The organism is Actinoplanes sp. NPDC019969, from assembly GCF_055562375.1.
On the sequence record NZ_JBVHFK010000001.1, the window covers coordinates 441,622 to 466,318 of the forward strand.

Sequence of the window (24,697 nt, forward strand, 5' to 3'; positions counted from 1 at the left end):
GCGATACGCATCCCAACTCCACACACGGTCAGAAGTCGCCGCCGCCGAAGTCGCCGCCGCCACCCCAGTCGCCGCCGAGATCGCCGCCGCCGAGGTCACCACCGTTGAAGTCACCGCCCGCGAAGTCACCGCCCGCGAAGTCGGTGCCGGTGAAGTCGCCGAACTCCGGGGAGAACAGGGCGTCGAAGATCAGCATGCCGCCGAGCACCCCGGCGCCCGCGCCGAGCGCCGTCCGCCACACCGGCGTCGAATACCAGCCCGCCGGGACCGGGCGGCCCTCCACCCGGCCGCCCGGGTAGTAGTAGGGCGTGTCGGCGCCGGGCCGCGGGCCTGCCTTGTAGGAGTGGCCCTGCACGGTCACCTCCCGCTCGCGGGTGAGCCGGCCGGTGTTGTGGGCGGCGCCGAGCGGCGGCAGGGCGGGTCCCTCGTCGAGGCCCATCGCCAGGCGGGCGGCCCGCACATAGGTCAGGCCCTCCAGCGCTGACTCGCGGGCCAGCTCGAACTGCCGGACCGTGTTGGCGATCTGCAGCTGGCCGCCGGCGGCGTTGTAGCGCTCGCCCGCGTCGGCGAGGGCCTGGCGGGCGGCCGGGTCGTCGGAGCTCAGGTTCATCACCTGGCCGCCGAGGCGCTCGTACCACCGCTGAGCGTCGGCGCGGGCGTCGTCGAGCTGGGTCTGCCGGCGCGTTTCCGCGCCGCGCTGGGTGACCGCCACGATCAGGCCGATCACCACGACGATGGCCAGGATCAGCAACACGCCTTTCATGTTTCCCACGGTACCCCCGCCGGTCTCGTCCCGGCTTTCTGGCAATCTGCGAGGGTGACGTTCTCGACACTGGCTGTGGTCCTCGCCTGTCTCGCCGCCGGAGCGGCCGCCGGGTGGCTGGCCGCCCGGGCCCGCGCGGCCACCGACATCGCCCGCCTGGAGGCCACTCTGGAGGCCGCCCGCGACGGCGAGCAGCGGCTCGAGCAGTCGTTGCGGGCGCTGACGTACGAGGCGACCGCCCAGTCGCAGGAGGCGGTGGCGCGGGCGGTGGCGCCGTTGCACGACACGCTGCGGCGGTACGAGGACCGGGTGGCCCAGCTGGAGCACGACCGGATCGACGCGTACGCCGAGTTGCGGGAGCAGGTGCGGTCGATGGGGGCGGTCTCCGGGGAGCTGCGTACCGAGACCCGGCAACTGGTGGCGGCGTTGCGGGCGCCGCAGGTGCGGGGCCGGTGGGGTGAGCATCAGCTGCGGCGGATCGTGGAGGCGGCCGGGCTGCTGGAGCACTGCGACTTCGCGGAGCAGGTGACGGCGTCGACCGACGAGCAGGGGGTGCGGCCGGATCTGGTGGTCCGGTTGTACGGCGGCCGCACCGTCGTGGTGGACGCGAAGGCGCCGCTGGAGGGCTATCTGTCGGCGATGGAGGCCCGTGACGAGCACACCCGGGACGGGCACCTGGATCAGCACGCCCGGCATCTGCGGATGCATGTGGACGCGCTGTCGGCGAAGCGGTACTGGTCGGCGTTCGAGTCGACACCGGATTTCGTGGTGCTGTTCGTGCCGGCCGACCCGTTCCTGGACGCGGCGTTGCAGCGGGATCCGGCGCTGATGGAGCACGCGTTCCGCCGCAACATCGTGCTGGCCACCCCGGCGACGCTGATCGCGATGCTGCGGACGGTCGCCTACGCGTGGCGGCAGGAGGCGCTGACCCGGAACGCGGCGGCGGTGCACGGTCTGGCCCGGGAGCTGTACACCCGGTTGTCGACGCTCGGCGACCATGTGGACAAGCTGGGGACGTCGCTGTCGGGGGCGGTCACCGCGTACAACCGGGCGGTCGGGTCGCTGGAGTCACGGGTGCTGGTGAGTGCCCGCAAGCTGGCCGAGATGGGGGTGTCCGACGAGGAGTTGCTCCCACCCGTACAGGTGGAGATCGCTCCTCGTCAGCCGCAAGCCCCGGAGTTCAGCTAGCCGCTCTGGCCGCGGCGGCGGCCTTCATGTCCCGGCGCAGCTCCTGCGGCAGGGAGAAGGTGAGCCGTTCCTCGGCGGTGGTGAACTCGGTGACCTCGCCGAAGCCACGCTCGGCGAGGTGCGCGAGCACCTCCATGACAAGGTCGTCGGGGACGCTGGCGCCGGAGGAGACGCCGACCGTGGTGGCGCCGTCGAGCCACTCGTCCTGGATCTCGGAGGCGTAGTCGACCAGGTGCCCGGCGCGGGCGCCGGCGCCGAGGGCCACCTCGACCAGGCGCACCGAGTTGGACGAGTTGGTGGAGCCGACCACGATCACCACGTCGCACTCGGGCGCGATCTCCTTGATCACGTGCTGGCGGTTGGACGTGGCGTAGCAGATGTCGTCGCTGGGCGGCGACTGCAGCAGCGGCAGCCGGGTCTTCAGCCGGGCGACGGTCTCCATGGTCTCGTCGACCGACAGGGTGGTCTGGGACAGCCAGACGACCTTGGCGGGGTCACGGACCACGACGTTGTCGACGTCGTCGGGGCCGTCGACGAGCTGGATGTGCCGGGGCGCCTCGCCGGCGGTGCCGATGACCTCCTCGTGGCCCTCGTGACCGATCAGCAGGATGTCGTAGTCCTCGGCGGCGAAGCGCTTGGCCTCGTGGTGCACCTTCGTCACCAGGGGGCAGGTGGCGTCGATCGCCTTGAGGTTGCGCTCGCGGGCCTGCTCGTGCACCTCGGGCGCGACGCCGTGGGCGGAGAAGACGACGGTCGAGCCCTCGGGGACCTCGTAGTTCTCCTCCACGAAGATCGCGCCGCGGGCCTCGAGCGTGCTGACCACGTGTTTGTTGTGCACGATCTGCTTACGCACGTAGACCGGGGCGCCGTACAGCTTCAGCGCCTCCTCGACGGTCTGCACGGCGCGGTCGACGCCGGCGCAGTAACCACGCGGCTTGGCGAGCAACACCCGTTTACGAGCTTCAGTCACCCGGCCATGGTACGTGCCGGTTCCCGCCGCCCGCTTCTCTGCGATCAGCGCCACAGGCCGGGGTACGGGACACGATCAGCACCGTTTCGCCCCGGTTCGGCCGGAACGACCGTGATACTCGTTTCATGAGCGCGGACCTGTGGCCCTCCGTCCCGGCCGTGCTCCGCGTGATGACCGGCTGGGCGCTTCTCGGAGTCGGCCTGCTCGACATCGCGGTCGAGGTGGACGGCGGGCTGAGCCGGACGTACCTGGTGTTCCACCTGACGATCGCGGCCGGTGGGGTGCTGCTGCTGTTGCGGCAGCGGCTGCTGCCGAGCCGCGCCGGCCTGCTGGCCACCGCCGGGATCGTGGTGGCCGCGGCGGCGCTGACCAGCCTGCCCGGCCGGCACGGCTACCCGTACCCGTTCTGGGGCGCCGGCCTGGACCGGTTCTACCTGGGCACCGATCTGCTCTTCTGGGGCTGTGCGGGCCTGCTGCTGGCGGCGGCGGTGGCACAGGCGGAGCGGTTCCTGCCGGAACGGCGGACCCCCGTCGACCTTTCCCGGTACGGGGGTCACGCCGAAGTACGGACGATGGCCGCCACCCCGGAACGTGCCGGCGAAAATGTCGGTGGGCTTACGTAATCTGGCCGGGTGAACGAGCCGAGCACCGCCGAAGAGCCCTGGCCGGTCCGCGTCGTCAGCCAGAAGATCGGGGCCTGGATCAACAAGCTGGGCTGGGTCTGGGTGGACGGGCAGGTCGCCCAGATCAACCGCCGGCCCGGCTCGGGCGTGGTCTTCCTGACCCTGCGCGATCCCTCGGCCGATCTGAGCCTGACCGTCACCACCCACCACGACGTGCTGCACGCCGGCGCCCCCGACCTGTCCGAGGGCGCCCGGGTCACCCTGCACGCGAAACCGGAGTTCTATCCGGCCCGCGGCACACTGAGCCTGCGCGCCGACGAGATCCGTCAGGTCGGCATCGGCGAGCTGCTGGCCCGCCTGGAGAAGCTGAAGCGGCTGCTGGCCGCGGAGGGCCTGTTCGCCCGGGAGCGCAAGCGGCGGCTGCCGTTCCTGCCCCGCCGGGTCGGCCTGATCACCGGCAAGGCCAGCGCCGCCGAGCGCGACGTGCTGATGAACGCGCGGCGCCGCTGGCCGTCGGTGGACTTCCGGGTGATCAACGTGCTGGTGCAGGGCGCCAACGCGGTGCCGCAGATCATCGAGGCGCTCAAGGTGCTGGACGGTGACGACACGGTCGACGTCATCGTGATCGCCCGGGGCGGCGGCAGTGTGGAGGATCTGCTGCCGTTCTCCGACGAGGCGCTGTGCCGGGCGGTGTTCGGCGCCCGCACCCCGGTGGTCAGCGCGATCGGTCACGAGACCGACGCGCCGCTGCTGGATTACGTGGCCGACCTGCGCGCCTCCACCCCGACCGACGCGGCCAAGCGGATCGTGCCGGACCTGGCCGAGGAGCAGCGGCTGATCGGCCAGGCGCGGGCGCGGCTGGACCGGGCGGTCACCGGCATGATCGACCGGGAGCGGCAGCGGATCGAGTCGTGGCTGTCCCGGCCGGTGCTGGCCCGGCCGGAGGTTCTGATCGACCAGCGGGTCACCGAGGTGACCGCCCTGCGGGACCGGGCCGGCCGCAGTCTGGAGCACCGGCTGCGCCGCGCCGACGACGCGCTGGAGCACACCGTGGCCCGGCTGCGGGCGCTGTCCCCGGCCAAGACGCTGGACCGGGGTTACGCGATCGTGCAACGCCCCGACGGGCACGTGGTCCGCGCCGCGGACGAGGTGTCCACGGGCGACCTTCTTCGGATCCGGCTCGCCGAGGGCGAGCTGCGAGCGGCAGTGATGGAGAGCTGATGACCGACGAGAACCTGACGTACGAGCAGGCACGCACCGAGCTGGCGACCGTGGTGGAGCGGTTGGAGCAGGGCGGCGGCACGCTGGAGGAGTCGCTGGCCCTGTGGGAGCGCGGGGAGAGACTGGCCGACGTGTGCCGCCGCTGGCTGGACGGCGCCCGGGAGCGCATCGAGACGGCCCGCGCCGCCCGCGGCGACGACTAGGACAGCGCGGAGGCCAGCTTCTCCACGTTCGCGGTGTCGTTGCTCTGGCCGAGGATGACGATGGTGTGGGACCGCTCGGTCGAGATCAGCGCGATCTCGCCGGGCCGCCCGTCGTAACGCATCCACGTGCGCCGGTCGGTGCGGAACGTGTCGGTCCGCTGCGGCTTGTCGGACACCTCGTCCTTGACCAGGGTGGCCGCGTCGACGGTGCTCTGGACCAGCAGGATCGGCTTGTCGGCCGGGTCGACGTAACCGAGCCGGAGGGTGGCCCCGCCGCCGGCTTTGCGGAAGACCGCCGACGAGACGTGCCAGTCGTCGCCGAGCCCGGCCGGCTGCGCCACGGTGAACTCCCGCGACGCCTGCTGGATCGCCGAGGACGGGTCCACGGTGACCGGCGAGTCGCCGTCCAGCACCACCCGGTAGAAGATCATGATCAGGGCGATCGGCACCAGCAGCACGGCCAGCGACATGATCATGTCGCGCGGGCGGCGCTCCTCCCGGGCGGCGAGCCGGGGCTTCTCCGCCGGGGCGGCAGGTTGAGGGGTAGCTGGTTCCACAGCTCCCATTGTTAACCATGTCGCTGAACCGAGACTTGGCACGTCCTCAGATGCCAGGATCGGAAGACTTACTGCCCCGCAACGATGCGAGGAGGCCGCCGTGCCCGCCCGAGTCCCCCAGGACCTCGACCGCAACATCGCCCTCGATCTGGTCCGTGTGACCGAAGCCGCCGCGATGGCGGCCGGCCGGTGGGTCGGCCGCGGCGACAAGAACGGCGGTGACGGCGCCGCCGTCGACGCCATGCGCAAGCTCATCAACTCGATCCAGATGCGCGGTGTCGTCGTCATCGGCGAGGGCGAGAAGGACGAGGCGCCGATGCTGTTCAACGGCGAGCGGGTCGGTGACGGCACCGGCCCGGAGGTGGATGTCGCCGTCGACCCGATCGACGGCACGACCCTGATGAGCAAGGGCATGCCCGGCTCGATCGCGGTGCTGGCGGTGGCCGAGCGCGGCGCGATGTTCGACCCGAGCGCCGTCTTCTACATGGACAAGATCGCGGTCGGGCCGGACTGCGCCGACGTGATCGACATCGACGCCGGTGTCAAGGAGAACCTGCGCCGCATCGCCAAGGCGAAGCGGTCCAGCGTCTCCGACGTGACGGTGTGCATTCTGGACCGTCCCCGGCACAGCAAGCTGGTGGAGGAGGTCCGGCATGCGGGCGCCAACATCAAGTTCATCTCGGACGGTGACATCGCCGGCGCCATCTCGGCGGCCCGGCTGGAGTCCGACGTCGACGTGCTGATGGGCATCGGTGGCACGCCCGAGGGCATCACGGCGGCCTGCGCCCTCAAGTGTCTCGGCGGCATGATCCAGGCGAAGCTGTGGCCGCTCGACGACGCCGAGCGGGAGAAGGCGATCGCCGGCGGGCACGACCTGGACCGGGTGCTGAAGACCGACGACCTGGTCACCGGCGACAACTGCTTCTTCGTCGCGACCGGTGTCACCAGCGGCGACCTGCTCAAGGGCGTGCGATACCGGTCGGGTGGGGCGCACACCCAGTCGATCGTGATGCGGTCCAAGAGCGGCACGATCCGGGTGATCGACTCCTACCACCGCCTGGAGAAGCTGGCGGTGTACTCGGCTGTCGACTTCGACGGCCACCTGCCGACGGTCCCGATCGGGGACCCGGTCATCTGACGCACCGGCGGTGGTCCGGGCCGCGCCCGGACCACCGGCTCAGATCTTGCGGCGGCGGAAGACGACCGCTGCGATCAGCCCGCCGACCAGGCCCAGCAGATGCCCCTGCCAGGAGATCCGCTGGTCGGTGGGGAGCACGTTGAACAGCTGGTACCAGTAGAGCAGGCCGATGAACCCGGCCACCGCGAAGTGCCACCAGCTGCGCTCGACCAGCCCCCGGGCCAGCAGCAGGCCGAGATAGCCGAAGATCACGCCGCTGGCGCCGACCACCACGGTCTCGGGGTCGCCGATGAACCAGACACCGACGCCGGCCACCGCCATGATCAGCAGAGTCGACCAGATGAACCGCTTCGCCCCGCCGGCCAGCACGAACGTGCCGAGCAGGATGAGCGGCACCGCGTTGCCGTACAGGTGCTCCCAGCCGGCGTGCAGGAACGGGCTGAACAGGATGCCGTCGATGCCCTCGACGGCGTGCGGGATGATCCCGCCGGCCACGTCGAGAGTGCCCGCCCCGAGCGCGACGTCGATCCCCTCGATCAGGAACAGCAGCGGGATCACGGCGCACATCGTCACGAACGCCCGGCCCAGTGCCGCGTAGAAAGCCTCGGTGCCGAATCGCGCCGACTCGTCGGCCTGTGCGTCTGCCGCCCACCCGTAACCCATGTATCGATGGTCCCAGGCCCTCGCGAACCCGGCCACTCCAGAACGAAGGCGCAGCTCAGGAGAAGCGCCGGGTCGCCGCCAGGATCTCCGGCCGGAACTTCGCGAGCTGCGTGTAGACGCCGAAGAACCCGTCCCGGGCGCAGCCGAGCCCCCAGCTCACGATGCCGACCTGGACCCAGCGGCCGGTCCGGTCGCGGCCGACCATCGGGCCGCCGGAGTCGCCCTGGCAGGTGTCGACCCCGTGCCGTCCGGCGCAGATCGACTCGTCCTGGACCAGTTCCACGCCGAACCGGCGGTACGCCGCCGCACACTCGGCGTCCGGGATGGTCGGCACCTCGGCGTAGTGCAGGCGATGTTCCTGCCGCACCGCCGTCTCCCGGGTCTGTCCCCAGCCCATCACGGTGAAGGTGCCCTGGTCGACGTCGTCGGCGGTGATCGGCAGGGTGGGCAGGGCCAGGTCGCGTTCCAGGCGGACCACGGCCCAGTCGTCGCCGGCGGTCTCGGTGACGAAGTCCGGGGAGCGGTAGACCTCGGCCGACCGGACCGCGACCGCGGACCGGGAACGCAGGTCGGTGGCGCCGGCGGTGACGGTGATCCGGTCGTTGGGGCCGGTCGGGCCGACGCAGTGGCCGGCGGTGAGGACGACCCGGGGCGCGGTCAGCGCGCCGCCGCAGCCCATGGAGAGCCGGACCGCCCAGGGGAACCTGCCGGCGCCGGCGAGTTTGCCGCCGACCACCTCACGGACCGGCGGCCGCCCGGTTCCGGCCTGTGCAGGCGTGGCGGGGACGCCGGTCAGCACCAGAACGAAGAAGCACAAAGCCGCTTTTCGGACCATACAGACATTTGATCACAGCAGAACGGGGCCACGCGGAACGCCGCGCAGCCCCGTCCGGAAGCTTGCCGTCAGTACCAGCCGACGTTCTGCGAGTGGCTCCACGCCTCGCACGGGCTGCCGTACCGGCCTTCGATGTAACCCAGGCCCCACTTGATCTGGGTCGCCGGGTTCGTCTTCCAGTCGTCACCGGCCGAGGCCATCTTGCTGCCCGGCAGGGACTGCGGGATCCCGTACGCCCCGGAGCTGGGGTTGGTGGCCTTGTAGTTCCAGCCACTCTCCTTCTTCCACAGCTTGTCCAGGCACGGGAACTGGTTGAGCCCGAAGCCGGCGCCGAGCATCAGGGCGCAGCCGGTCTTGCGGGCGCCGCTGTACTCGTTGCAGGATGCCGGGATCTCGCCGGTGTACTCCACCGGGCCGCCGGCCTCCTCGGCCTCCTCGGCCTTCTTCTTCTCCTCGGCCAGCTTGGTCTCGATGGCCTTCTTCTCCTGCGCCCACGCCTTGGACGCGGCGGCCTTCACCTCACGGGCCGCCTCGACGGCCGCGGCCTCCTCGGCGACGGCCCGGTGGGCCCGCGCCGCCGCGTGGTCGGCCTGGCGCGTCTTCAGCAGTTGGAGCTCTTCCTGATCCGCGACGGCGACCGTCTGCGCGGAGATGCTCTGGGTCTGCACGTCCCGGTTCTGCCCGAGGTAGACGCCACCGCCGAGGCCGGCCACGAGAAGGCCGACGGACAGGACGCGCACACCGAGCCGGCTCCAGAGCCGCTTCACGAAGATTCCCTTCGTCGGGGGCAAGAAAGCGGCGCGCTCCCGGCCCCTTCAGGGGCGGACCGCGCCGCGTGCTGCTCGCCGAACACCTTGGCCCAACGTGAAGTGGATGTGAAACGCCAGCGCGGTGATGTGATTTTGATCACAAGACGTACCGGGTGAATTCGGCACGAAATCACCGCGCTGGCGCTATGGAAGATCTACAGCGGGATCTCCTCCAGAAGGTCCGTCACGACCTCAGCAATCGGCGACCGCTCCGATCGCGTGAGGGTTACGTGGGCGAAGATCGGGTGGCCCTTCAACGCCTCGATCACCGCCGTCACACCGTCGTGCCGGCCCACCCGCAGGTTGTCCCGCTGGGCCACGTCGTGGGTGAGCACGACCCGCGAGTTCTGCCCGATCCGGGACAGGACGGTGAGCAGCACGTTGCGTTCCAGCGACTGCGCCTCGTCGACGATCACGAAGGCGTCGTGCAGGCTCCGGCCCCGGATGTGGGTCAGCGGCAGCACCTCGAGCATGCCCCGGGCCAGCACCTCCTCGACCACGTTGGCGTGCACCACCGCGCCCAGGGTGTCGAAGACCGCCTGCGCCCAGGGCGACATCTTCTCCGACTCGCTGCCGGGCAGGTAGCCGAGCTCCTGGCCGCCGACCGCGTACAGCGGGCGGAACACCACCACCTTCTTGTGGCGGTTACGCTCCATCGTCGCCTCCAGGCCCGCGCAGAGCGCCAGCGCCGACTTGCCGGTGCCGGCCCGGCCGCCCAGGGAGACGATGCCGATCTGCTCGTCGAGCAGGATGTCCAGCGCCACCCGCTGCTCGGCCGAACGGCCGCGAAGCCCGAAGGCGTCGCGGTCACCCCGTACCAAACGCAAGCTCTTGTCGGGGTTGACCCTGGCCAGCGCGGAACCACGGGGCGAGTGGATCACCAGGCCGGTGTGGCAGGGCAGGCTCTCGGCCGCCTCCACCTCCAGCTCCTCGCCGGAGTAGAGGGCGGCCACCTCCTCCTCACCCAGCTCCAGATCCGCCATGCCGGTCCAGGTCGGGTCGCTGGCCTGGCCGTGCCGGTACTCGTCGGCGGTCAGACCCACCGAGGCGGCCTTCACCCGCAGCGGCATGTCCTTGCTGACCAGCGTGACCTCACGGCCCTCGGCGGCCAGCCCGAGCGCCACCGAGAGGATCCGGGTGTCGTTCGAGTCGTTGCGGAACCCGTGCGGGAGCACGCTCTGATCAGCGTGGTTCAGCTCCACCCGCAGCGTGCCGCCCTCGTCGTTGCAGAGCACCGGCTGGTCCAGGCGGCCGAACTTGATCCGCAGCTCGTCCAGCATCCGCAGCGACTGCCGGGCGAACCAGCCCAGCTCGGGGTGGTGACGTTTCCCCTCCAGTTCGGAGATGACCACGAGGGGCACGATCACCTCGTGGTCGGTGAACCGGCGGAACGCCGCCGGGTCGGACAGCAGGACCGAGGTGTCCAGGACGAAGACCCGGCCGGCGGGGGCGGGTTCGGCGTCGGCGTGCCGGTCCCGCGCCTTACGGCGCCCGGTGGTGGCACGGCTGCTGGTCACGTTGTCGGCCGGGTTCTGGTCGATCCCGGCATCGGTACGGCGAGATGTCACAGGCCTGCTCCAGCGGGCGTGCAACCCGGTCCGCCCGCGGTCCGCCACCTCCGGTGGCCGGCCCTCTGCACGGAGTCGGGATGCGGTCCCCGTGGCGCAGTCGTCGCAGGTCCAGGCCAACCGGCTGGCTCGGGATGACCCCGTGCCATGACTCAAACGCTAGCGGTCAACTACGTCCCGCGGTAGTGCGCAAAATCGGGCGCTCAAGGGTGACGCTCGACCCACGGGAATTCGCCGGGCATAAAAGACGACCATCGGCGGGTAATCTGGCGTGCGTGGCTGAGACTGCGCGTCCGATACACCCGCTGACCACGGATGAGGCGTGGGCGTTCACCGTTTCACGCGCTTCCGCGACGACGTTCTTCTTCGATTTCGACGGGGTTCTCTCTCCCGTCACCGACGACCCGGACGCCTCGCAGCCGGTGCCCGAGGTGCTCGACGTTCTGGACCGGCTGGCCGGCGCCGTCGCCCGGGTGGCGATCGTCTCCGCCCGTCCGGTCAGTTTCCTGCGGTCCCGCTTCGAGACCCTGGCCAACGTCGACCTGTTCGGGCTCTACGGGCTCGAGGTCTGGCACGACGGCCAGGTCGTCACCGAGCCGGCCGCGCTGGAGTTCGTGCCGGCCATGGCCGAGCTGTCCGAGCGCGCCCGCACCGAGCTGCCCGCCGAGATCCTGGTGGAATACAAGCGGCTCTCCGTGGCCCTGCACTACCGGACCGCCCCGGAGCACGCGGCCGCCGTCGAGCGCTGGGCCCACGAGCAGGCCGAGCGCCTGGGCCTGCGGATCCAGGCCGGCCGCATGGTCGTCGAGCTGAAACCCCCGGTCGACCAGGACAAGGGCATGGTCATCACCGAGGGCGTCCGCAACGCCGGCTGCGCCTGGTATTTCGGCGACGACATGTCCGACATCAAGGCCTTCGACGCGTTGCGCGCCCGGGAGGCCGTCGACCCGGCGTTCTTCGGCATGGCCGTCGCGGTCGCCAACCCGGAGACCGGCGCCGAGGTGTCCTCCGCCGCGGACCTCACGCTGGAGTCGCCACACGCGGTCGCCGCCTTCCTCACCGAAAACCTGAAACGCTTCTGACCCTCTTCGGTACGCCGTGAGCGCCCCCGCGCGAGGTTCGCGGGGGTCCGGGCCGAATGCGGCCCACACGGCCCCGCGAAGTTCACGAGCCGTCGCTCCCGCCTGCCAAGCGGTCTCGATATCCCACCTGAACGACGGCCGACGAACCGGCCACCCTCGGCCGTCGCACACACTCGCCAACCAGCCCACCTCCCACCACGAGCCGTCGCTCAGACACGGCACCGGCCCGCCACAACGACCCTGAACGACGGCCGACCGCGCCGCCCAGATCGCGAGCCGTCGCTCAAACACCCCAACAGCCCGCGATAACCGCACTGGACGACGGCCGAGTGGCCGGCCCGTCGCCACCGATGCGGTGCTCACCGCTGCCTGCGCGGCCTCGGGCGGGCGATCTTTCCGGCTGGTTGTCACGGCTGTCTCAGCGCTGCTGAGACAGCCGTGACAACCAGCCGGACAAACCACCGCGTACCGGTCGGCGCGGTGTGTGCCGTGACGACCGCATCGGTCGCGGGGCCGGATTCAACCGGTGGCCGCGCTGAGGCCTGGGCCCTCGCCGATCTCGCGCGCCGGGGGTCGCGGGACGGGTTGGATCTGGCGGGGCGGCTCCGGGCGTACAGGAAACGGGGTTGAAAGCTGGACGTGCGGGATCGCCGCAACCACCGGCGGGGTCTCAGGCGCCGTAGCGGCGCTGGCGGGTGGCGTAGGAGCGGAGGGCGCGGAGGAAGTCGATGCGGCGGAAGTCCGGCCAGTTGGCGTCGTGGAAGTAGAACTCCGAGTGGGCGGACTGCCACAGCAGGAAGCCGGACAGGCGCTGTTCGCCGCTGGTGCGGATGACCAGGTCGGGGTCGGGCTGGCCGCGGGTGTAGAGGTGCTCGGCGATGTGCTCGACGTCGAGGATCTCGGCGAGTTCCTCGATGGTGCCGCCGGTCGCGGCGTGTTCGTACAGCAGGGAGCGGACCGCGTCGGTGATCTCGCGGCGGCCGCCGTAGCCGACGGCCATGTTGACCTCGACGCCGTCGGTGCGGGCGCGGGTCCTCTCCTGGGCGGCCTTGAGGGTGGCGGCGGTCGCGGCGGGCAGGATGTCGAGCGCGCCGACCATGCGCAGCCGCCACGGGTTGCCGTCCTCGGCCAGCTCGGTGGCCAGATCCTCGATGATCTTGACGAGGGGGTCCAGCTCGGCGGCCGGGCGGCGCAGGTTGTCGGTGGCCAGCAGGTAGAGCGTGACGTGCTCGATGCCGGCCTGGTCGCACCAGCCCAGCAGCTCCTTCACCCGGGTCGCGCCGACGCGGTGACCGTCGTTCGGGTCGACGAACCCCATCTCCCGGGCCCACCGGCGGTTGCCGTCGCACATCACGCCGATGTGTTTGGGCACGGGTTTGCCGGCCAGCTTCCCCGCCAGCCGCCGTTCGTAAAAGGTGTAGACCAGAGAACGCAGACTCATCACCCCAAAGCGTAGCCACCCGCGCCAGAGGCTCAAGCGGGACCGCCGTCATGGGGCCATCCGCGCACCGGATGCGCCCGATCGTGGGACCGAGCGTATCCGCCGACCGGCCGGTCCCGCCCGGGCGCCGTTGCCGCGGGCGGGGACCAGCCGGGGGTCAGGCGTCGGCGAGCCGGGCGCGCAGCGCGTCCAGTTCCGCCCACAGCACCGCGGGAAGTTTGTCGCCGAACTTGGTGAACCACTCGGTGACCTGCGGGATCTCCGCCTGCCATTCGGCCGGGTCGACCCGCAGCGCCGCCGCCAGGTCGGCCGGGTCGATGTCCAGGCCGGTGACGTCGAGGGCGTCCGGGGTGGGCACGAGGCCGATCGGGGTCTCGATCGCGTCGGCCTTGCCGTCGAGGCGTTCGGCGACCCACTTGAGGACCCGGCTGTTCTCGCCGAAGCCGGGCCACAGGAACCGGCCGTCGTCGCCGCGCCGGAACCAGTTCACGTAGAAGACCTTGGGCAGTTTGGCGGCGTCGCCGGACGCGCCCTTGGCCATGTCGATCCAGTGCTGGAAGTAGTCGCCGGCGTGGTAGCCGATGAACGGCAGCATCGCCATCGGGTCGCGGCGGACCACGCCGACCTGGCCGACGGCGGCCGCGGTGGTCTCCGACGACAGGGTGGCGCCCAGGTAGACCCCGTGCACCCAGTCGCGGGCCTCGCTGACCAGCGGGATGGTGGTCTTGCGGCGGCCGCCGAAGAGGATCGCGTCGATCGGGACGCCGCGCGGGTCGTGGTACTCGTCGGCGAGGATCGGGCACTGCTCGATCGGGGTGCAGAACCGGCTGTTGGGGTGACTCGACAACGCCTCCGACGAAGGCGTCCAGTCGTTGCCCTTCCAGTCGGTGAGGTGCGCGGGCGGCTCGCCCATGCCCTCCCACCAGATGTCGCCGTCGTCGGTCAGCGCCACGTTGGTGAAGACCGAGTTGCCCTTGGCCAGGGTGCGCATGGCGTTCGGGTTGGTGTGGAAGTCGGTGCCGGGCGCGACGCCGAACAGCCCGAACTCGGGGTTGGTGGCCCAGAGCCGGCCGTCCTCACCGAATCGCATCCAGGCGATGTCGTCGCCGATGGTCTCGACCTTCCAGCCCGGCAGGGTCGGCTCGAGCATGGCCAGGTTGGTCTTGCCGCAGGCGGACGGGAACGCGCCGGCGATGTAGCGGACGACACCCTCCGGCGAGGTCAGCTTCATGATCAGCATGTGCTCGGCGAGCCAGCCCTCGTCCCGGGCGGCCACGCTGGCGATGCGCAGCGCGAAGCACTTCTTGCCGAGCAGCGAGTTGCCGCCGTAGCCGGACCCGAACGACCAGATCTCGCGGGTCTCCGGGAAGTGCGAGATGTACTTGGTCTCGTTGCACGGCCAGGCGACGTCCTCCTGGCCGGGCTCCAGCGGCGCGCCGATCGAGTGCAGCGCCGGCACGAAGTCGGCGTCGTCCCCCATCGTCTTCAGGACCTCGGCCCCCATCCGGGTCATGATGCGCATGCTGGCGACGACGTACGGGCTGTCGGTGAGCTCGACGCCGAACATCGGGTCGGCCGCGTCCAGCGGGCCCATGCAGAACGGGACGACGTACATCGTCCGGCCCTTCATGCAGCCGCGGTACAGCCCCGTCATGAGCTGTTTCATCTCGGCCGGCGCCATCCAGTTGTTGGTGGGGCCGGCGTCGGCCTCGTCGGCCGAGCAGATGAACGTACGCTCCTCGACCCGCGCCACATCGGACGGATCGGTGCGCGCCCAGAACGAGTTCGGCTTCTTCTCCGCGTCGAGCCGGACCAGCGCGCCCGACTCGACGAGCTCGTCGGTGAGACGGGTCCACTCGGCCTGGGAACCGTCACACCAGACGATGCGGTCCGGTGTGGTCAGTGCGGCGACCTCGTCGATCCACGCCAGCAGGCGGGGGTGCGAGGTGGGGGGAAGAGACAAGATGAAGCTCCTTCGGTCGGCATTGACCTATGACTGACCTGCCGGGGATTTCCGGCCTTGTCATGGGGAGTCACGTCAGCCTAAGCCCGATTCCACGCCGAGTTCATCGGCAGAACTTGTGGACAACCGCACAATCTATGGCTGTCGTGCGCGCAAACGATCGATTCTTCGCCGCAAAGTGCACCAGCGCGCAAGTCCGTCTCCTGGAGCCCGTGCCACACCGCGCTCACGACAACTTTCACAAAAAGGACTTAACGCCTTAGACTTCCGCGTAATCGGGCTTTCCTCGCAGTTCCGGCCACAGGAGGCGGAATGACGATCCCGGGCAACGACGCGGACTCGGACACCGGCCTCCTGGCGGCGGTCCGGGCCGGCGACACCGCCGCGTACGGGACGCTCTATGAGCGGCACCACACGGCAGCCCGCAAGTTCGCCTTCGGTCTGGTCCACGATCCCGCCGACGTCGACGACCTGGTGGCCGAGACGTTCGCCAAGGTCTTCGCGACGCTGCGCGCCGGGCGCGGCCCGCTCGTGGCGTTCCGCGCCTATCTGCACACCACCATGCGGCACCTCTTCTACCAGCGGGCCCGGCGCGACCGGCGGCTCGAGTTCACCGACGACCTGACCCGGTACGACCCCGGCGAGCCCTTCACCGACCCGGCCCTGGACCGTCTCGAGCGCAGTTTCGCCGCCGCCGCCTTCCGCCAGCTTCCGCAACGCTGGCGCGACGTGCTGTGGCAGACCGAGGTCGAGGGCAGCACCCCGGCCGAGCTGGCCCCGCGGATGGGCCTGACCCCGAACGCGGTGGCGGTCCTGGCCCACCGCGCCCGCGAAGGGCTGCGCAGCCTCTATCTGCAGCAGCACGTGACCGTCGCCGAGCACCCGGAGTGCCGGTGGGCCGGCGAGCGGCTCGGCGGGCAGGTGCGCGGGCGCCTGGCGACCCGGGACGAGCACCGGATGCGCACGCATCTCGGCTGGTGCGCGGAGTGCCGGGGCCGGCTGGCCGAGATCCGCGAAGTCGACGTCCTTCGTCACGGTCCGTACAGGCAGCGTCACCATGCTGAGACGCCTCATTAAGGCTCAGCAACAAGGTACGGCGATGGGTGACGCACGCCGGTACCCTCGAACTCGTGCCCCCGACAGCCACGCCAGCGAGTCTCCGGGGGCTCGTCCGTGAGCCGGGCATCACCACCACGTCATCGCGGGGTCCGGCGCCCGAACCGCACTGGGTACCCTGTCCCGGTTGCCCACAGTGACCCCGCGTAACCGCCCCCGTTCCCGTAAGGTTGCCCAATGCCCTCAGCCAGCATGCTGACGGAACGAATCCGTCAGCTCGCCCCCGAAGCCGTCGCCTTCGGCATCATCGGGGCCGGCAACACCCTGCTCTACCTCGCCATCACCTACGTGGCGATGGGAATCGGGCCGGTGAAGGCGAGCGTTCTGGCGACGGTCATCACGACCACGCTGGCGTACGTGGCCAACCGTTACTGGACCTACCGGCATCACACCCGGACCGCGCTGCGCCGCGAGTACACGATGTTCTTCGGGTTCAACCTGGTCGGCATGGTCATCCAGTCCGGCATGACCGCGCTCGGCAAGTACGGCCTGAACCTCTCCGAGCACGACGACAAGCTGCAGCTGCTCGGCATGACCACGATCGGCATCGTGATCGGCACGATCTTCCGCTTCTGGGCGTACCGCACGTTCGTCTTCCTGAAGCCGCCGGTCGACGGGCACGAGGGCGCCATCACCGACATGGACGCGACCGCCGGGTTCGCCGAGCTCAGCGCGATCGACGAGCCGGGCAGCGCGGCTAGCCTCGACCTGCGGCCCGAGCTGGATCCTCGCTGACCGGCTCCGCCTCCTCGGCCGGGGCCAGCTCGATCAGCTCGTAGAGGGTGCTCTGCACCAGCTGCGCGGCGGGCACCCCGGCCAGCACGGCGCTCTGATCACCGATCGAGTCGACGGTGAGCGTCCCGCTGCCGAACATCCGGTCCAGCAGCGACTGGGCCAGGGCGTGATCGTTGATCCGGTTCAGCGGCAGGTCACGGCGTTCCCGGACGAGCACGCCGCGCTGGGTCAGCAGCCGCTCGGTGGTCAGCACGTACTCGGTGCAGCGCCAGCGCAGGAGCGGCAGAACGCCGTACCGCGCGCCGTAGTAAAGCATGATCGCGGCGACCATCAGGAGCCCGATCCGGCCGCCCTCGCTCGGCGGCAGCATCACCCAGCCCATCGTCAGGCCGGTGACGGCCAGGGTCAGCACCAGCGACGGAAGAACCGCCGCCTTCCAGTGACCGCGCAGGTGGAGGACGATCTCCTCCTCGTCGGCGAGCAGCTCCTCCGGGAATGACACGCCGTCAGCGTACGTGCAGGACATCCCCCGCTGAGACCCGGAAATCCACACCTTCCTCCGTACGGATCACCAACTGCCCGGCCCGGTCCACACCGGTCGCCTCGCCGGACCGCTCGCCGCCGCCCGGCAGCAGCACCCGCACCCGGCGGCCGATCGTCGCGCAGTGCCGCTCGTAGGCGCCGAGCAGCCCGCACATCTCGGCGTCGCCGCCGGACTCGCGCCAGCCGGTGTACCACCGCTCCACTCCGCGCAGCAGCGCCCGCAGCAGCGGGTCCCGGTCGAAGCTCTCGGCACCGGCCACGCGCAGCGAGGTGGCCGGCGCCCCGGTCGTCTCGGGCAGCTCCTCGGCACGGGTGCTGACATTGAGCCCGATCCCGACCACGATCGCGTCCCCGGCCACCTCGGCCAGGATGCCGGCGCACTTGTGGTCACCGACCAGCAGGTCGTTCGGCCATTTCAGGGCCGCCTCCACGCCGGCCACCCGGGTGACCGTCTCGGCCAGCGCCACCCCGGCCAGCAGCGGCAGCCAGCCGAACTCGGCCGGCGCCACCCCAGGGCCGGGCCGCAGCAGCACGCTCACGGTGAGCCCGGCCCGCGGCGGCGAGGTCCACTGCCGGTCCCGGCGGCCCCGCCCGGCGATCTGGCTCTCGGCCACCACCACCAGGCCCTCCGGCTCACCGCCCGCGGCGGCCGCGGCGGCGTCGGCGTTCGTCGAGCCGGTCTCCTCGCGCAGGTCGAGCCGGGACCACAATCCGCCCGGCACGATCAGCGCACGGGTCAGCGCCCGCGCGGACAGCGGCGGCCGGTCCAGATCGGTGTAACCCATCCGGGCAGCTTAGGCCCTAATCTGCCGAGTGGCGGCTGACGTAGGGAGTGGTGTTCCGCGGGCGGGGACTCGGGCGGTCGACGTCGCGGTCGGCCCACGAGCGGGGCAGCCGGACCCGGTGCTCCCGCATCGGCCACTCCGGGGCGGGCGCGGCCGGTTCGGCGGGCACCGGCGGCAGGTCGAAGCCGGTCGCGGGCTCGTAGTCCGGCACCGGTGGCAGCACCCCGATGGCGGACGCCGAGAAGAGGTCGTCCGGCACCGGGGTCCAGTAGTCCCCGGCCGGCGGGCGGTCCCAGTCGTCGCCGTGCAGGCCGCGGTACCGCCCGGCGTACCCCAGCGGGACCTCGGCGTCGCGCCGCGCCCAGGCCGGGCCGTCCGGTTCCGGGTCGCGCCGGCGCCGCCGCGGCGGCCAGGAGTCGTCGTGTTCGGCCGCCATGGCCTGCTCCTCGTCCTCCTCGTCGTCGGCCAGGCCGATCGACGCCAGCGTGCTGGGGCCGGGATCCGCCTCGGCGGGACGGCCGCTGAAGGCTTCCGCCAACCGCCGCCGCCGGGCGGCAGGCGGCTCGGCATCCACCGGCGGCGCAGCGTCCACCGGGGGCTCAGCGTCCACCGGGGGCCGGGGCCGCACGGCGGCTTCCGGACGCCGGCGGCGGGACCGGCGCTCGCCACCGCCGAAGAGCACGGCGCGGAAGCTGATCAGTGTGGCGAGGCCGGCTGCGATGAAGGCGAGCCCAGCCGCGGTCATCCAGTTCGTCACGCCGGATGTAACGAATGGGGCATTGGGTATGAAACGCACGCGTAGCGACGCCCTGCCTGTGCGACATCTCCCCAGTTACGATGCTGATCGTTGCCTTAACGAGCGCTCAGAGGGTGGAGACCTTCGTGACCACAGAGCCCGACATCCACACCACCGCCGGTAAGCTCGCCGAACTCGCCCGCCGCACCGAGGAGGCCGTGCACGCGGGCTCGGCACGCGCCATCGAGAAACAACACGCCCGCGGCAAGAAGACCGCGCGCGAACGCATCGAACTGCTCCTCGACAAGGACTCCTTCGTCGAGCTGGACGAGCTGGCCCGGCACCGGTCCACCGCCTTCGGCCTCGACAGGAGCCGGCCGTACGGGGACGGCGTGGTCACCGGCCACGGCACCATCGACGGCCGCCAGGTGTGCGTGTTCTCCCAGGACTTCACGGTCTTCGGCGGCTCCCTCGGCGAGGTCTTCGGCGAGAAGATCGTCAAGGTGCTCGACCTGGCCATGAAGATCGGCTGCCCGATCATCGGGATCAACGACTCCGGCGGCGCGCGCATCCAGGAGGGCGTGGTCGCGCTCGGCCTCTACGCCGACATCTTCTTCCGCAACGTCCGGGCCAGCGGCGTCATCCCGCAGATCTCGCTGATCATGGGTCCGTGCGCGGGCGGCGCCGTCTACTCCCCCGCGATCACCGACTTCACCGTCATGGTCGACCAGACCTCGCACATGTTCATCACCGGACCCGACGTGATCAAGACGGTCACCGGTGAAGAGGTCGGGATGGAGGAGCTGGGCGGGGCGCGGACCCACAACACCCGCAGCGGCAACGCGCACTACCTGGCCAGCGACGAGGAGGACGCGATCGAGTACGTCCGGGCGCTGCTCTCCTATCTGCCGAGCAACAACCTGGACGAGCCGGTCGCTTTCGACGCGTCCGTTCCCCTCGAGGCGGATCTCGAACTCGACACCCTGATCCCGGACTCGCCGAACCAGCCGTACGACATCAAGAAGGTCGTCGAGACCGTCGTCGAGGACTTCCTCGAGGTGCAGGCGCTCTACGCGCAGAACATCGTGGTCGGGTTCGGGCGCGTCGAGGGCCGGCCGGTCGGCGTCGTCGCCAATCAGCCGCTCAGCCTCGCCGGGACGCTCGACATCGCGGCCTCGGAGAAGGCGGCACGCTTCGTGCGCACGTGTGACGCGTTCAACATCCCGGTCCTGACCTTCGTGGACGTTCCCGGCTTCCTGCCCGGCACCGGCCAGGAGTGGGACGGGATCATCCGGCGCGGAGCCAAACTGATCTACGCGTACGCCGAGGCCACGGTCCCGAAGGTCACCGTCATCACGCGCAAGGCGTACGGCGGGGCGTACGACGTGATGGGGTCCAAGCACCTCGGCGCCGACGTCAACTTCGCCTGGCCGACCGCGCAGATCGCGGTGATGGGCGCCCAGGGCGCGGTCAACATCCTGTACCGGGCGGAACTCGCCTCCGCCGAGGACCCGGCGCAGCGGCGGACCGAACTGATCCGGGAATACGAGGACACGCTCGCGAACCCGTACATCGCGGCGGAACGCGGCTACGTCGACGCGGTCATCGCCCCGTCACAGACCCGCGCCCAGGTGACCCGGGCGCTGCGGATGCTGCGTACCAAGCGGGAGACCCTGCCCCCGAAGAAGCACGGCAACATCCCGCTCTAGAGGGCGGCGCTGATCTCCGGCAGCCACTGACCCGCCAGCAGGAACGCGCCGGTGGCCAGGGCGATCAGGTTCACCACGAGGAAGACGCCGACCCAGAACAGCGCGGGCAGGTGGGTCAGCCGCGCCAACTGGTCGGCGTCCGAATCGCGCATCCGGCCGCGGCTGCGCAGACGCTGCAGCTCGAAGACCGGGCGGACACCGCCGAAGAGCAGGAACCACACGCCTGCGTACGCGAACGCGGCCTGCACCTGCGCCGACGCGTACCAGGACACGGCGAAGACGATCGCGCCCGTGACGAGCAGCGAGATCACGCCGAAGAAGTTCCTGATGTTGATCAGCATGAGCAGCAGCAGCGCCACCGCCAGCCACAGCAGCAGCGTGATCCGGTTGCCGCCGAGCAGCCACGCGCCCAGCACACCCACCAGCGACGGCGCGATGTAACCGCCGAGCAGGGTCAGGATCATGCCGAGCCCGGTCGGCCGGCCCGCCGAGAGCGTGAGGCCGGACGTGTCGAACTCCAGGCGGATGCCCTTCAGCTTGCGCCCGCTCAACAGGGCGATCAGCGCATGACCACCCTCGTGGGCGATCGTGACGGCGTTACGGGTGACCCGCCACACCACGGTGATCGCCACCGCGAGGAAACCGGCCACCGCTGTAACCAGCACCAGCGTCTCGGGCGGGTCGGGCTGTGCTCCGAGAAGCTGATCCCACAGGTCACTCACACCGTCGATCGACACGCCGGGGACTGTAGCCGATCGGGCTATGCGCCGGGTTATGCGCGGCGGCGGGCCACGATCTTGGCGGGCTCCGGCTCGGGGCGGCCGATCGAACGGGCCGCGGCCACACCGACGACGGTGAGCAGCGTGAGGGCGGTCAGGACCAGCAGCATCGCGAGAAGGCCGGTGGACGCCACGATGATCGCGACGTCAGCCGCCGCCACCAGCATCCACAGTGCGATCGTGGGCTTACTGCCGTGTCGTCGGCAGTTCATGATGTACCTCCATCCGTGACTCTGGATAACTACCCGGTCATCCGGATCTCACTCATGGAGGCCATCACTACCCGACTTTGAAGCTCTCGAAGACCTTGTCCCGGTCGCCCTTGAGCGCCTCCCACTCGCCGGGCGGGGCGTACCACGTCATCACGTAGGTCTTCCCGTTCCGGACGATGGCCCGGCGCAGCGCGCGCTGGTCCTCCTTGCGGAGGTAGTCACGCTCCGCCGCCGGCGCGCCTTGGAACTGCAGTTCCCGGACCGGGCCGGACGAGGACTCGTCACCCCGCAGGTACTCGACCGGGGTGCCACCGCCCGGCACGATGTCGACACGGAACCGGCGGCTGCCGTACTGACCCCACACCAGGGTGACGTCGCCGTCGGACTCCGGCTCCGCCTCCTGCGGCACCCACACCCGGTAACCGGTGCCCTGGTAGGTCTTCCAACCCGCCGGCAGGGTGGGCGTGGTCGGCGCGGCGCTCGATGGCGCCGCCGGACTCGGGCTGCTCGACGTGCTCGGCGACTTGTCACCACCGGCGTTCGCCGACGGCACCGGCAGCGCGCCGCCCTGCGTGATCGCCTTGTCGCCCGTGTCGTCCTTGCCGAACGCCTGCACCACGATGATGCCGACGAGCAGCACGAACGTGAGCACGATGCCGAGACCGATCACCGCCTGGCGACGGGTCAGGGTGGTGCCGAAGATCGTCACCCCGCGGCGGGCCGCCGGCCGCAGCTGCATCGGCGTCCACGCCGGACGGGTCGGCCGGCTGAATCCGGGCACGTCACCGACGACCCGGGTCTCCTGCTCCGGCGCGGTGACGATGCGGCGCCGCGGCGGCATGCTCACCACCGACGTCTTGTCGTCGTCACCGGCGGCCGGGGCGGGCCGCCCGGCCGGCAACAGCAGCGACGTCTTCTCCTCGGCGTCCGCCCGGCTGCCCAGCAGCGACGTCTTCTCCTCGGCGTCCGCCCGGCTGCCCAGCACGGACGTCTTCTCCTCGGCTGCGGAGGCGGCCGGGCTGACCACCGACGTCTTGTCGTCGGCGATTGGCTCCACCACTGCCGATTCGGCCTTCGCTGCCGCGGGCTCCGTCTCCTCCGCGGGCTCCGGGGCCTCGGCGGGCTCCACCGCCGCAGCAGGCTCCGCCGGGCTCTCCGCCTCGGACTCGCCCTCGGTGTCCGCCGCGTCGGCCTGCGTGTCACTCTCCGGAGTGGCATCCGACTCGTCGGCGGGCTCCTCCTCCGGGGTGACGGCCGGTTCCTCGGCGACCTGGGCGTCCGGCGTGTCCTGGGCGGCATCCGGCTTCACGTCGGCGTCCGCCGTGGTCGCCGGGGCGTCCTCGGCGGCGGGCTCCTCGGCCGGAGCGTTGCGCGGCGTCACGACCGGGTAGCCGGACGTGGCCTGGGCCAGCGACCGCTCGTGCTCGGGCGCGGCCTGCTTACGCCGGTTGGCGGCCACGTCGGCAGCGGTGAAGCCGGTACGCAGCGCGTTCGTCGGCGCCGAACTGTTCGCCATCGACTGCGCCTCGGCGGTCAGCGGCGCGCTGCCCCCGATGCCGGCGATCGGCGGCTGACCGGAGTCGGCAGGCTGCCGGCCCGGGCCGGGACCGGTCGGACGGCCCGTGGCGGGACGCGGCTGACCGGCGCCCGACAGCGGCGGCTGACCGGGGCCGGGGCCGGTCGGACGACCTGCCGGGCCGGCACCCGGCGACGGCGATTGACCAGGGCCGGCGCCCATGGGACGACCCGCCTGGCCGGTGCCCGGAAGCGGCGGCTGGCCAGGGCCGGGGCCCGTCGGGCGACCCGCCTGGCCGGCACCCGACAGCGGCGGCTGACCGGGACCGGGGCCCGTCGGGCGGCCGGCGCCGGGGAGGGGCGTACGGCCCGGGCCGGGACCGGTCGGGCGGCCCGTGCCGGGGCGGGAGGCTTGGCCCGTACCGGAAGAGGGGTTGATGTCGTCTCGAACCGGAGGGGTGTCGACGCGCGTCGGGTCCAGGGGCTTTCCGCCGCGGCGCGGCGTCTCCGGCGGCGTCTGGCCACCGACCTGGGCCTTGCCGGAGGCGAAATGCGGCGGACGGCCATCGGCTGCGGGTGGCTGCGCGACCGGGGGACGCGGATTGGGTACGACGGGAGCCGAACCCGTGGCGGTCACCCAGCCCGAACCCGGCAGCACCGGCGGTCCACCCGGGCCACTCGGCAGCGACGGGCGCTCCCGGCCGGCGCCCGGACGGCGCATGCTCGGGCTCATCGGGAACGTGATCTTGGAGCGGCGGCCGGCCGCACGCGCCAGCAGACGCTCGGCCTCCTCCGCGTTGATGCGATGCGCGGGATCCTTGCGCAGCAGCCCGTTGAGCACCGGCTTGAGCGGGCCCGCGTTCCGGGCGACCGGTACGTTCTCCGTGGCCAGGGCGGCGAGCGTGGCGATCGCCGACGGCCGGGCGAACGGCGACTGCCCCTCGACCGCGGCATAGAGCGTGGCGCCCAGCGACCACAGATCGGCGGCCGGGCCGGCGGTGCCGTCACGGGCGCGTTCGGGAGCGATGTACGCCGGGGAGCCGAGCACCAGACCGGTGCGGGTCACGTTCGGGTCGCCGGGGACGGTGGCCAGGCCGAAGTCGGTGAGGACCACCCGGCCGTCCGCTCCGAGCAGGACATTGCCCGGCTTGACGTCCCGGTGCACGACGCCGTTGCGGTGGGCGGCACGCAGCGCGTTGAGCACGCCCAGGCCGATCTCCGCGGTGCGCAGCGCGTTGAACGGGCCGTCCTGCGCCAGCGTGTCCTGGAGGGAACGGGACGGAACGTACTCCATCACGATCCACGGGTCGGCATCCGTGGAGAGCACGTCGAAGACACGAACCACGTTGACGTTGTTGAGCCGGGCGATGGCGCGCGCCTCGCGAAGGGAGCGCTCGCGCATCTCCTGCCGCTCACCCGGGGTCAGCCCCGGCGGCGGCACGAGCTCCTTGATCGCTACTTCTCGGTGCAGGACGACATCGGTCGCCCGCCAGACACGACCCATCCCGCCCTGACCGAGCGGCGCAACGAGCCGGTACCGATC

At 71.2% G+C, this 24,697-nt stretch carries 24 protein-coding genes; 9 read left to right on the forward strand and 15 right to left on the reverse strand.

The genetic code is table 11. From position 1 onward, the window contains the following. Nucleotides 1-28: 28 nt before the first annotated feature. A complete protein-coding gene (locus ACZ3II_RS02055; protein ID WP_465515761.1) occupies nucleotides 29-763 on the reverse strand; it encodes a hypothetical protein in 735 nt (244 codons plus the stop codon). A gap of 54 nt (nucleotides 764-817) precedes the next feature. On the opposite strand from ACZ3II_RS02055, the gene rmuC reads away from it, so the two are divergent. After that, a complete protein-coding gene (gene rmuC, locus ACZ3II_RS02060; RefSeq protein ID WP_465515762.1) occupies nucleotides 818-1,951 on the forward strand; it encodes a DNA recombination protein RmuC in 1,134 nt (377 codons plus the stop codon). On the opposite strand, the gene ACZ3II_RS02065 is transcribed toward rmuC, so the two are convergent. After that, nucleotides 1,944-2,966, reverse strand: coding sequence for a 4-hydroxy-3-methylbut-2-enyl diphosphate reductase (locus ACZ3II_RS02065; protein WP_465516581.1), 1,023 nt, complete (start codon nucleotides 2,964-2,966; stop codon nucleotides 1,944-1,946). The genes rmuC and ACZ3II_RS02065 overlap by 8 nt on opposite strands. 80 nt (nucleotides 2,967-3,046) lie before the next feature. Here ACZ3II_RS02065 and ACZ3II_RS02070 point away from each other — a divergent pair, with 80 nt between their 5' ends. The 3 genes from ACZ3II_RS02070 to ACZ3II_RS02080 are packed head-to-tail and all read left to right on the forward strand — an operon-like array spanning nucleotide 3,047 to nucleotide 4,968. Continuing rightward, nucleotides 3,047-3,544, forward strand: coding sequence for a hypothetical protein (locus ACZ3II_RS02070; RefSeq protein WP_465515763.1), 498 nt, complete (start codon nucleotides 3,047-3,049; stop codon nucleotides 3,542-3,544). Nucleotides 3,545-3,553: 9 nt separating this feature from the next. Continuing rightward, nucleotides 3,554-4,765 (forward strand): exodeoxyribonuclease VII large subunit, encoded by a 1,212-nt coding sequence (gene xseA / locus ACZ3II_RS02075; RefSeq protein WP_465515764.1) that lies wholly within the window; start codon nucleotides 3,554-3,556, stop codon nucleotides 4,763-4,765. Further along, on the forward strand, nucleotides 4,765-4,968 hold the full coding sequence (locus ACZ3II_RS02080; protein WP_465515765.1) for an exodeoxyribonuclease VII small subunit: 204 nt from the start codon (nucleotides 4,765-4,767) through the stop codon (nucleotides 4,966-4,968). The genes xseA and ACZ3II_RS02080 overlap by 1 nt, the downstream gene beginning before the upstream one ends. Here the strand turns inward: ACZ3II_RS02080 and ACZ3II_RS02085 are convergent. Beyond that, entirely contained in the window at nucleotides 4,965-5,534 is a 570-nt protein-coding gene (locus ACZ3II_RS02085) for a DUF4245 domain-containing protein (RefSeq protein WP_465515766.1), read from the reverse strand. The two genes, ACZ3II_RS02080 and ACZ3II_RS02085, sit on opposite strands and share 4 nt — an antisense overlap. 91 nt (nucleotides 5,535-5,625) lie before the next feature. On the opposite strand from ACZ3II_RS02085, the gene glpX reads away from it, so the two are divergent. Next, nucleotides 5,626-6,663, forward strand: coding sequence for a class II fructose-bisphosphatase (glpX, locus tag ACZ3II_RS02090; RefSeq protein ID WP_465515767.1), 1,038 nt, complete (start codon nucleotides 5,626-5,628; stop codon nucleotides 6,661-6,663). Nucleotides 6,664-6,702: 39 nt separating this feature from the next. On the opposite strand, the gene ACZ3II_RS02095 is transcribed toward glpX, so the two are convergent. From ACZ3II_RS02095 to ACZ3II_RS02110, 4 genes are all read right to left on the reverse strand, one after another. After that, nucleotides 6,703-7,326: a rhomboid family intramembrane serine protease gene (locus tag ACZ3II_RS02095; protein WP_465515768.1), complete on the reverse strand. Its 624-nt coding sequence runs from the start codon at nucleotides 7,324-7,326 to the stop codon at nucleotides 6,703-6,705. Between the two features lie 55 nt (nucleotides 7,327-7,381). Then, entirely contained in the window at nucleotides 7,382-8,143 is a 762-nt protein-coding gene (locus tag ACZ3II_RS02100) for a serine protease (RefSeq protein WP_465515769.1), read from the reverse strand. A gap of 86 nt (nucleotides 8,144-8,229) precedes the next feature. Continuing rightward, nucleotides 8,230-8,928: an aggregation-promoting factor C-terminal-like domain-containing protein gene (locus tag ACZ3II_RS02105; protein ID WP_465515770.1), complete on the reverse strand. Its 699-nt coding sequence runs from the start codon at nucleotides 8,926-8,928 to the stop codon at nucleotides 8,230-8,232. 197 nt (nucleotides 8,929-9,125) lie between these two features. Then, nucleotides 9,126-10,538 (reverse strand): PhoH family protein, encoded by a 1,413-nt coding sequence (locus tag ACZ3II_RS02110; RefSeq protein ID WP_465515771.1) that lies wholly within the window; start codon nucleotides 10,536-10,538, stop codon nucleotides 9,126-9,128. A 275-nt stretch (nucleotides 10,539-10,813) separates the two neighbouring features. Here ACZ3II_RS02110 and otsB point away from each other — a divergent pair, with 275 nt between their 5' ends. Then, entirely contained in the window at nucleotides 10,814-11,620 is an 807-nt protein-coding gene (otsB, locus tag ACZ3II_RS02115; protein WP_465515772.1) for a trehalose-phosphatase, read from the forward strand. 670 nt (nucleotides 11,621-12,290) lie between these two features. On the opposite strand, the gene ACZ3II_RS02120 is transcribed toward otsB, so the two are convergent. Together ACZ3II_RS02120 and ACZ3II_RS02125 are read right to left on the reverse strand one after the other, a co-directional pair. Next, a complete protein-coding gene (locus ACZ3II_RS02120) occupies nucleotides 12,291-13,061 on the reverse strand; it encodes an isoprenyl transferase (protein ID WP_465515773.1) in 771 nt (256 codons plus the stop codon). 157 nt (nucleotides 13,062-13,218) lie between these two features. Then, nucleotides 13,219-15,024 (reverse strand): phosphoenolpyruvate carboxykinase (GTP), encoded by a 1,806-nt coding sequence (locus ACZ3II_RS02125; protein WP_465515774.1) that lies wholly within the window; start codon nucleotides 15,022-15,024, stop codon nucleotides 13,219-13,221. A 312-nt stretch (nucleotides 15,025-15,336) separates the two neighbouring features. Between ACZ3II_RS02125 and ACZ3II_RS02130 the strand changes: the two genes are divergently transcribed. Both ACZ3II_RS02130 and ACZ3II_RS02135 read left to right on the forward strand, forming a co-directional pair. After that, complete coding sequence (locus ACZ3II_RS02130) at nucleotides 15,337-16,101, forward strand: sigma-70 family RNA polymerase sigma factor (protein ID WP_465515775.1); 765 nt, start codon at nucleotides 15,337-15,339, stop codon at nucleotides 16,099-16,101. 231 nt (nucleotides 16,102-16,332) lie between these two features. Continuing rightward, nucleotides 16,333-16,875, forward strand: coding sequence for a GtrA family protein (locus tag ACZ3II_RS02135; protein ID WP_465515776.1), 543 nt, complete (start codon nucleotides 16,333-16,335; stop codon nucleotides 16,873-16,875). Here the strand turns inward: ACZ3II_RS02135 and ACZ3II_RS02140 are convergent. From ACZ3II_RS02140 to ACZ3II_RS02150, 3 genes are read right to left on the reverse strand one after another with little or no spacing between them, the layout of a single operon-like run. Continuing rightward, entirely contained in the window at nucleotides 16,838-17,377 is a 540-nt protein-coding gene (locus ACZ3II_RS02140) for a PH domain-containing protein (RefSeq protein WP_465515777.1), read from the reverse strand. The two genes, ACZ3II_RS02135 and ACZ3II_RS02140, sit on opposite strands and share 38 nt — an antisense overlap. A 4-nt stretch (nucleotides 17,378-17,381) precedes the next feature. After that, entirely contained in the window at nucleotides 17,382-18,203 is an 822-nt protein-coding gene (locus ACZ3II_RS02145) for a biotin--[acetyl-CoA-carboxylase] ligase (RefSeq protein ID WP_465515778.1), read from the reverse strand. Between the two features lie 16 nt (nucleotides 18,204-18,219). Further along, complete coding sequence (locus ACZ3II_RS02150; protein ID WP_465515779.1) at nucleotides 18,220-18,960, reverse strand: hypothetical protein; 741 nt, start codon at nucleotides 18,958-18,960, stop codon at nucleotides 18,220-18,222. A gap of 125 nt (nucleotides 18,961-19,085) precedes the next feature. Here ACZ3II_RS02150 and ACZ3II_RS02155 point away from each other — a divergent pair, with 125 nt between their 5' ends. Continuing rightward, nucleotides 19,086-20,648 (forward strand): acyl-CoA carboxylase subunit beta, encoded by a 1,563-nt coding sequence (locus ACZ3II_RS02155; protein ID WP_465515780.1) that lies wholly within the window; start codon nucleotides 19,086-19,088, stop codon nucleotides 20,646-20,648. Here ACZ3II_RS02155 and ACZ3II_RS02160 read toward each other — a convergent pair. The 3 genes from ACZ3II_RS02160 to ACZ3II_RS02170 all read right to left on the reverse strand — a co-directional run bounded on the left by ACZ3II_RS02160 (nucleotide 20,645) and on the right by ACZ3II_RS02170 (nucleotide 24,658). Continuing rightward, on the reverse strand, nucleotides 20,645-21,385 hold the full coding sequence (locus ACZ3II_RS02160; protein WP_465515781.1) for a M50 family metallopeptidase: 741 nt from the start codon (nucleotides 21,383-21,385) through the stop codon (nucleotides 20,645-20,647). The genes ACZ3II_RS02155 and ACZ3II_RS02160 overlap by 4 nt on opposite strands. Nucleotides 21,386-21,420: 35 nt before the next feature. Then, on the reverse strand, nucleotides 21,421-21,639 hold the full coding sequence (locus tag ACZ3II_RS02165; RefSeq protein WP_465515782.1) for a hypothetical protein: 219 nt from the start codon (nucleotides 21,637-21,639) through the stop codon (nucleotides 21,421-21,423). Between the two features lie 67 nt (nucleotides 21,640-21,706). Further along, complete coding sequence (locus tag ACZ3II_RS02170; RefSeq protein ID WP_465515783.1) at nucleotides 21,707-24,658, reverse strand: serine/threonine-protein kinase; 2,952 nt, start codon at nucleotides 24,656-24,658, stop codon at nucleotides 21,707-21,709. Nucleotides 24,659-24,697 lie beyond the last annotated feature (39 nt).

What these genes read in the sequence shown, in the direction of transcription:
- ACZ3II_RS02055 (WP_465515761.1), bottom strand. Translation starts at nt 763, where the DNA reads ATGAAAGGCGTGTTGCTGATCCTGGCCATCGTCGTGGTGATCGGCCTG.
- ACZ3II_RS02135 (WP_465515776.1), top strand. Translation starts at nt 16,333, where the DNA reads ATGCTGACGGAACGAATCCGTCAGCTCGCCCCCGAAGCCGTCGCCTTC.
- ACZ3II_RS02130 (WP_465515775.1), top strand. Translation starts at nt 15,337, where the DNA reads ATGACGATCCCGGGCAACGACGCGGACTCGGACACCGGCCTCCTGGCG.
- ACZ3II_RS02170 (WP_465515783.1), bottom strand. Translation starts at nt 24,658, where the DNA reads ATGGGTCGTGTCTGGCGGGCGACCGATGTCGTCCTGCACCGAGAAGTA.
- ACZ3II_RS02080 (WP_465515765.1), top strand. Translation starts at nt 4,765, where the DNA reads ATGACCGACGAGAACCTGACGTACGAGCAGGCACGCACCGAGCTGGCG.
- ACZ3II_RS02120 (WP_465515773.1), bottom strand. Translation starts at nt 13,061, where the DNA reads ATGAGTCTGCGTTCTCTGGTCTACACCTTTTACGAACGGCGGCTGGCG.
- ACZ3II_RS02165 (WP_465515782.1), bottom strand. Translation starts at nt 21,639, where the DNA reads ATGAACTGCCGACGACACGGCAGTAAGCCCACGATCGCACTGTGGATG.
- ACZ3II_RS02085 (WP_465515766.1), bottom strand. Translation starts at nt 5,534, where the DNA reads ATGGGAGCTGTGGAACCAGCTACCCCTCAACCTGCCGCCCCGGCGGAG.
- ACZ3II_RS02095 (WP_465515768.1), bottom strand. Translation starts at nt 7,326, where the DNA reads ATGGGTTACGGGTGGGCGGCAGACGCACAGGCCGACGAGTCGGCGCGA.
- ACZ3II_RS02070 (WP_465515763.1), top strand. Translation starts at nt 3,047, where the DNA reads ATGAGCGCGGACCTGTGGCCCTCCGTCCCGGCCGTGCTCCGCGTGATG.
- ACZ3II_RS02145 (WP_465515778.1), bottom strand. Translation starts at nt 18,203, where the DNA reads ATGGGTTACACCGATCTGGACCGGCCGCCGCTGTCCGCGCGGGCGCTG.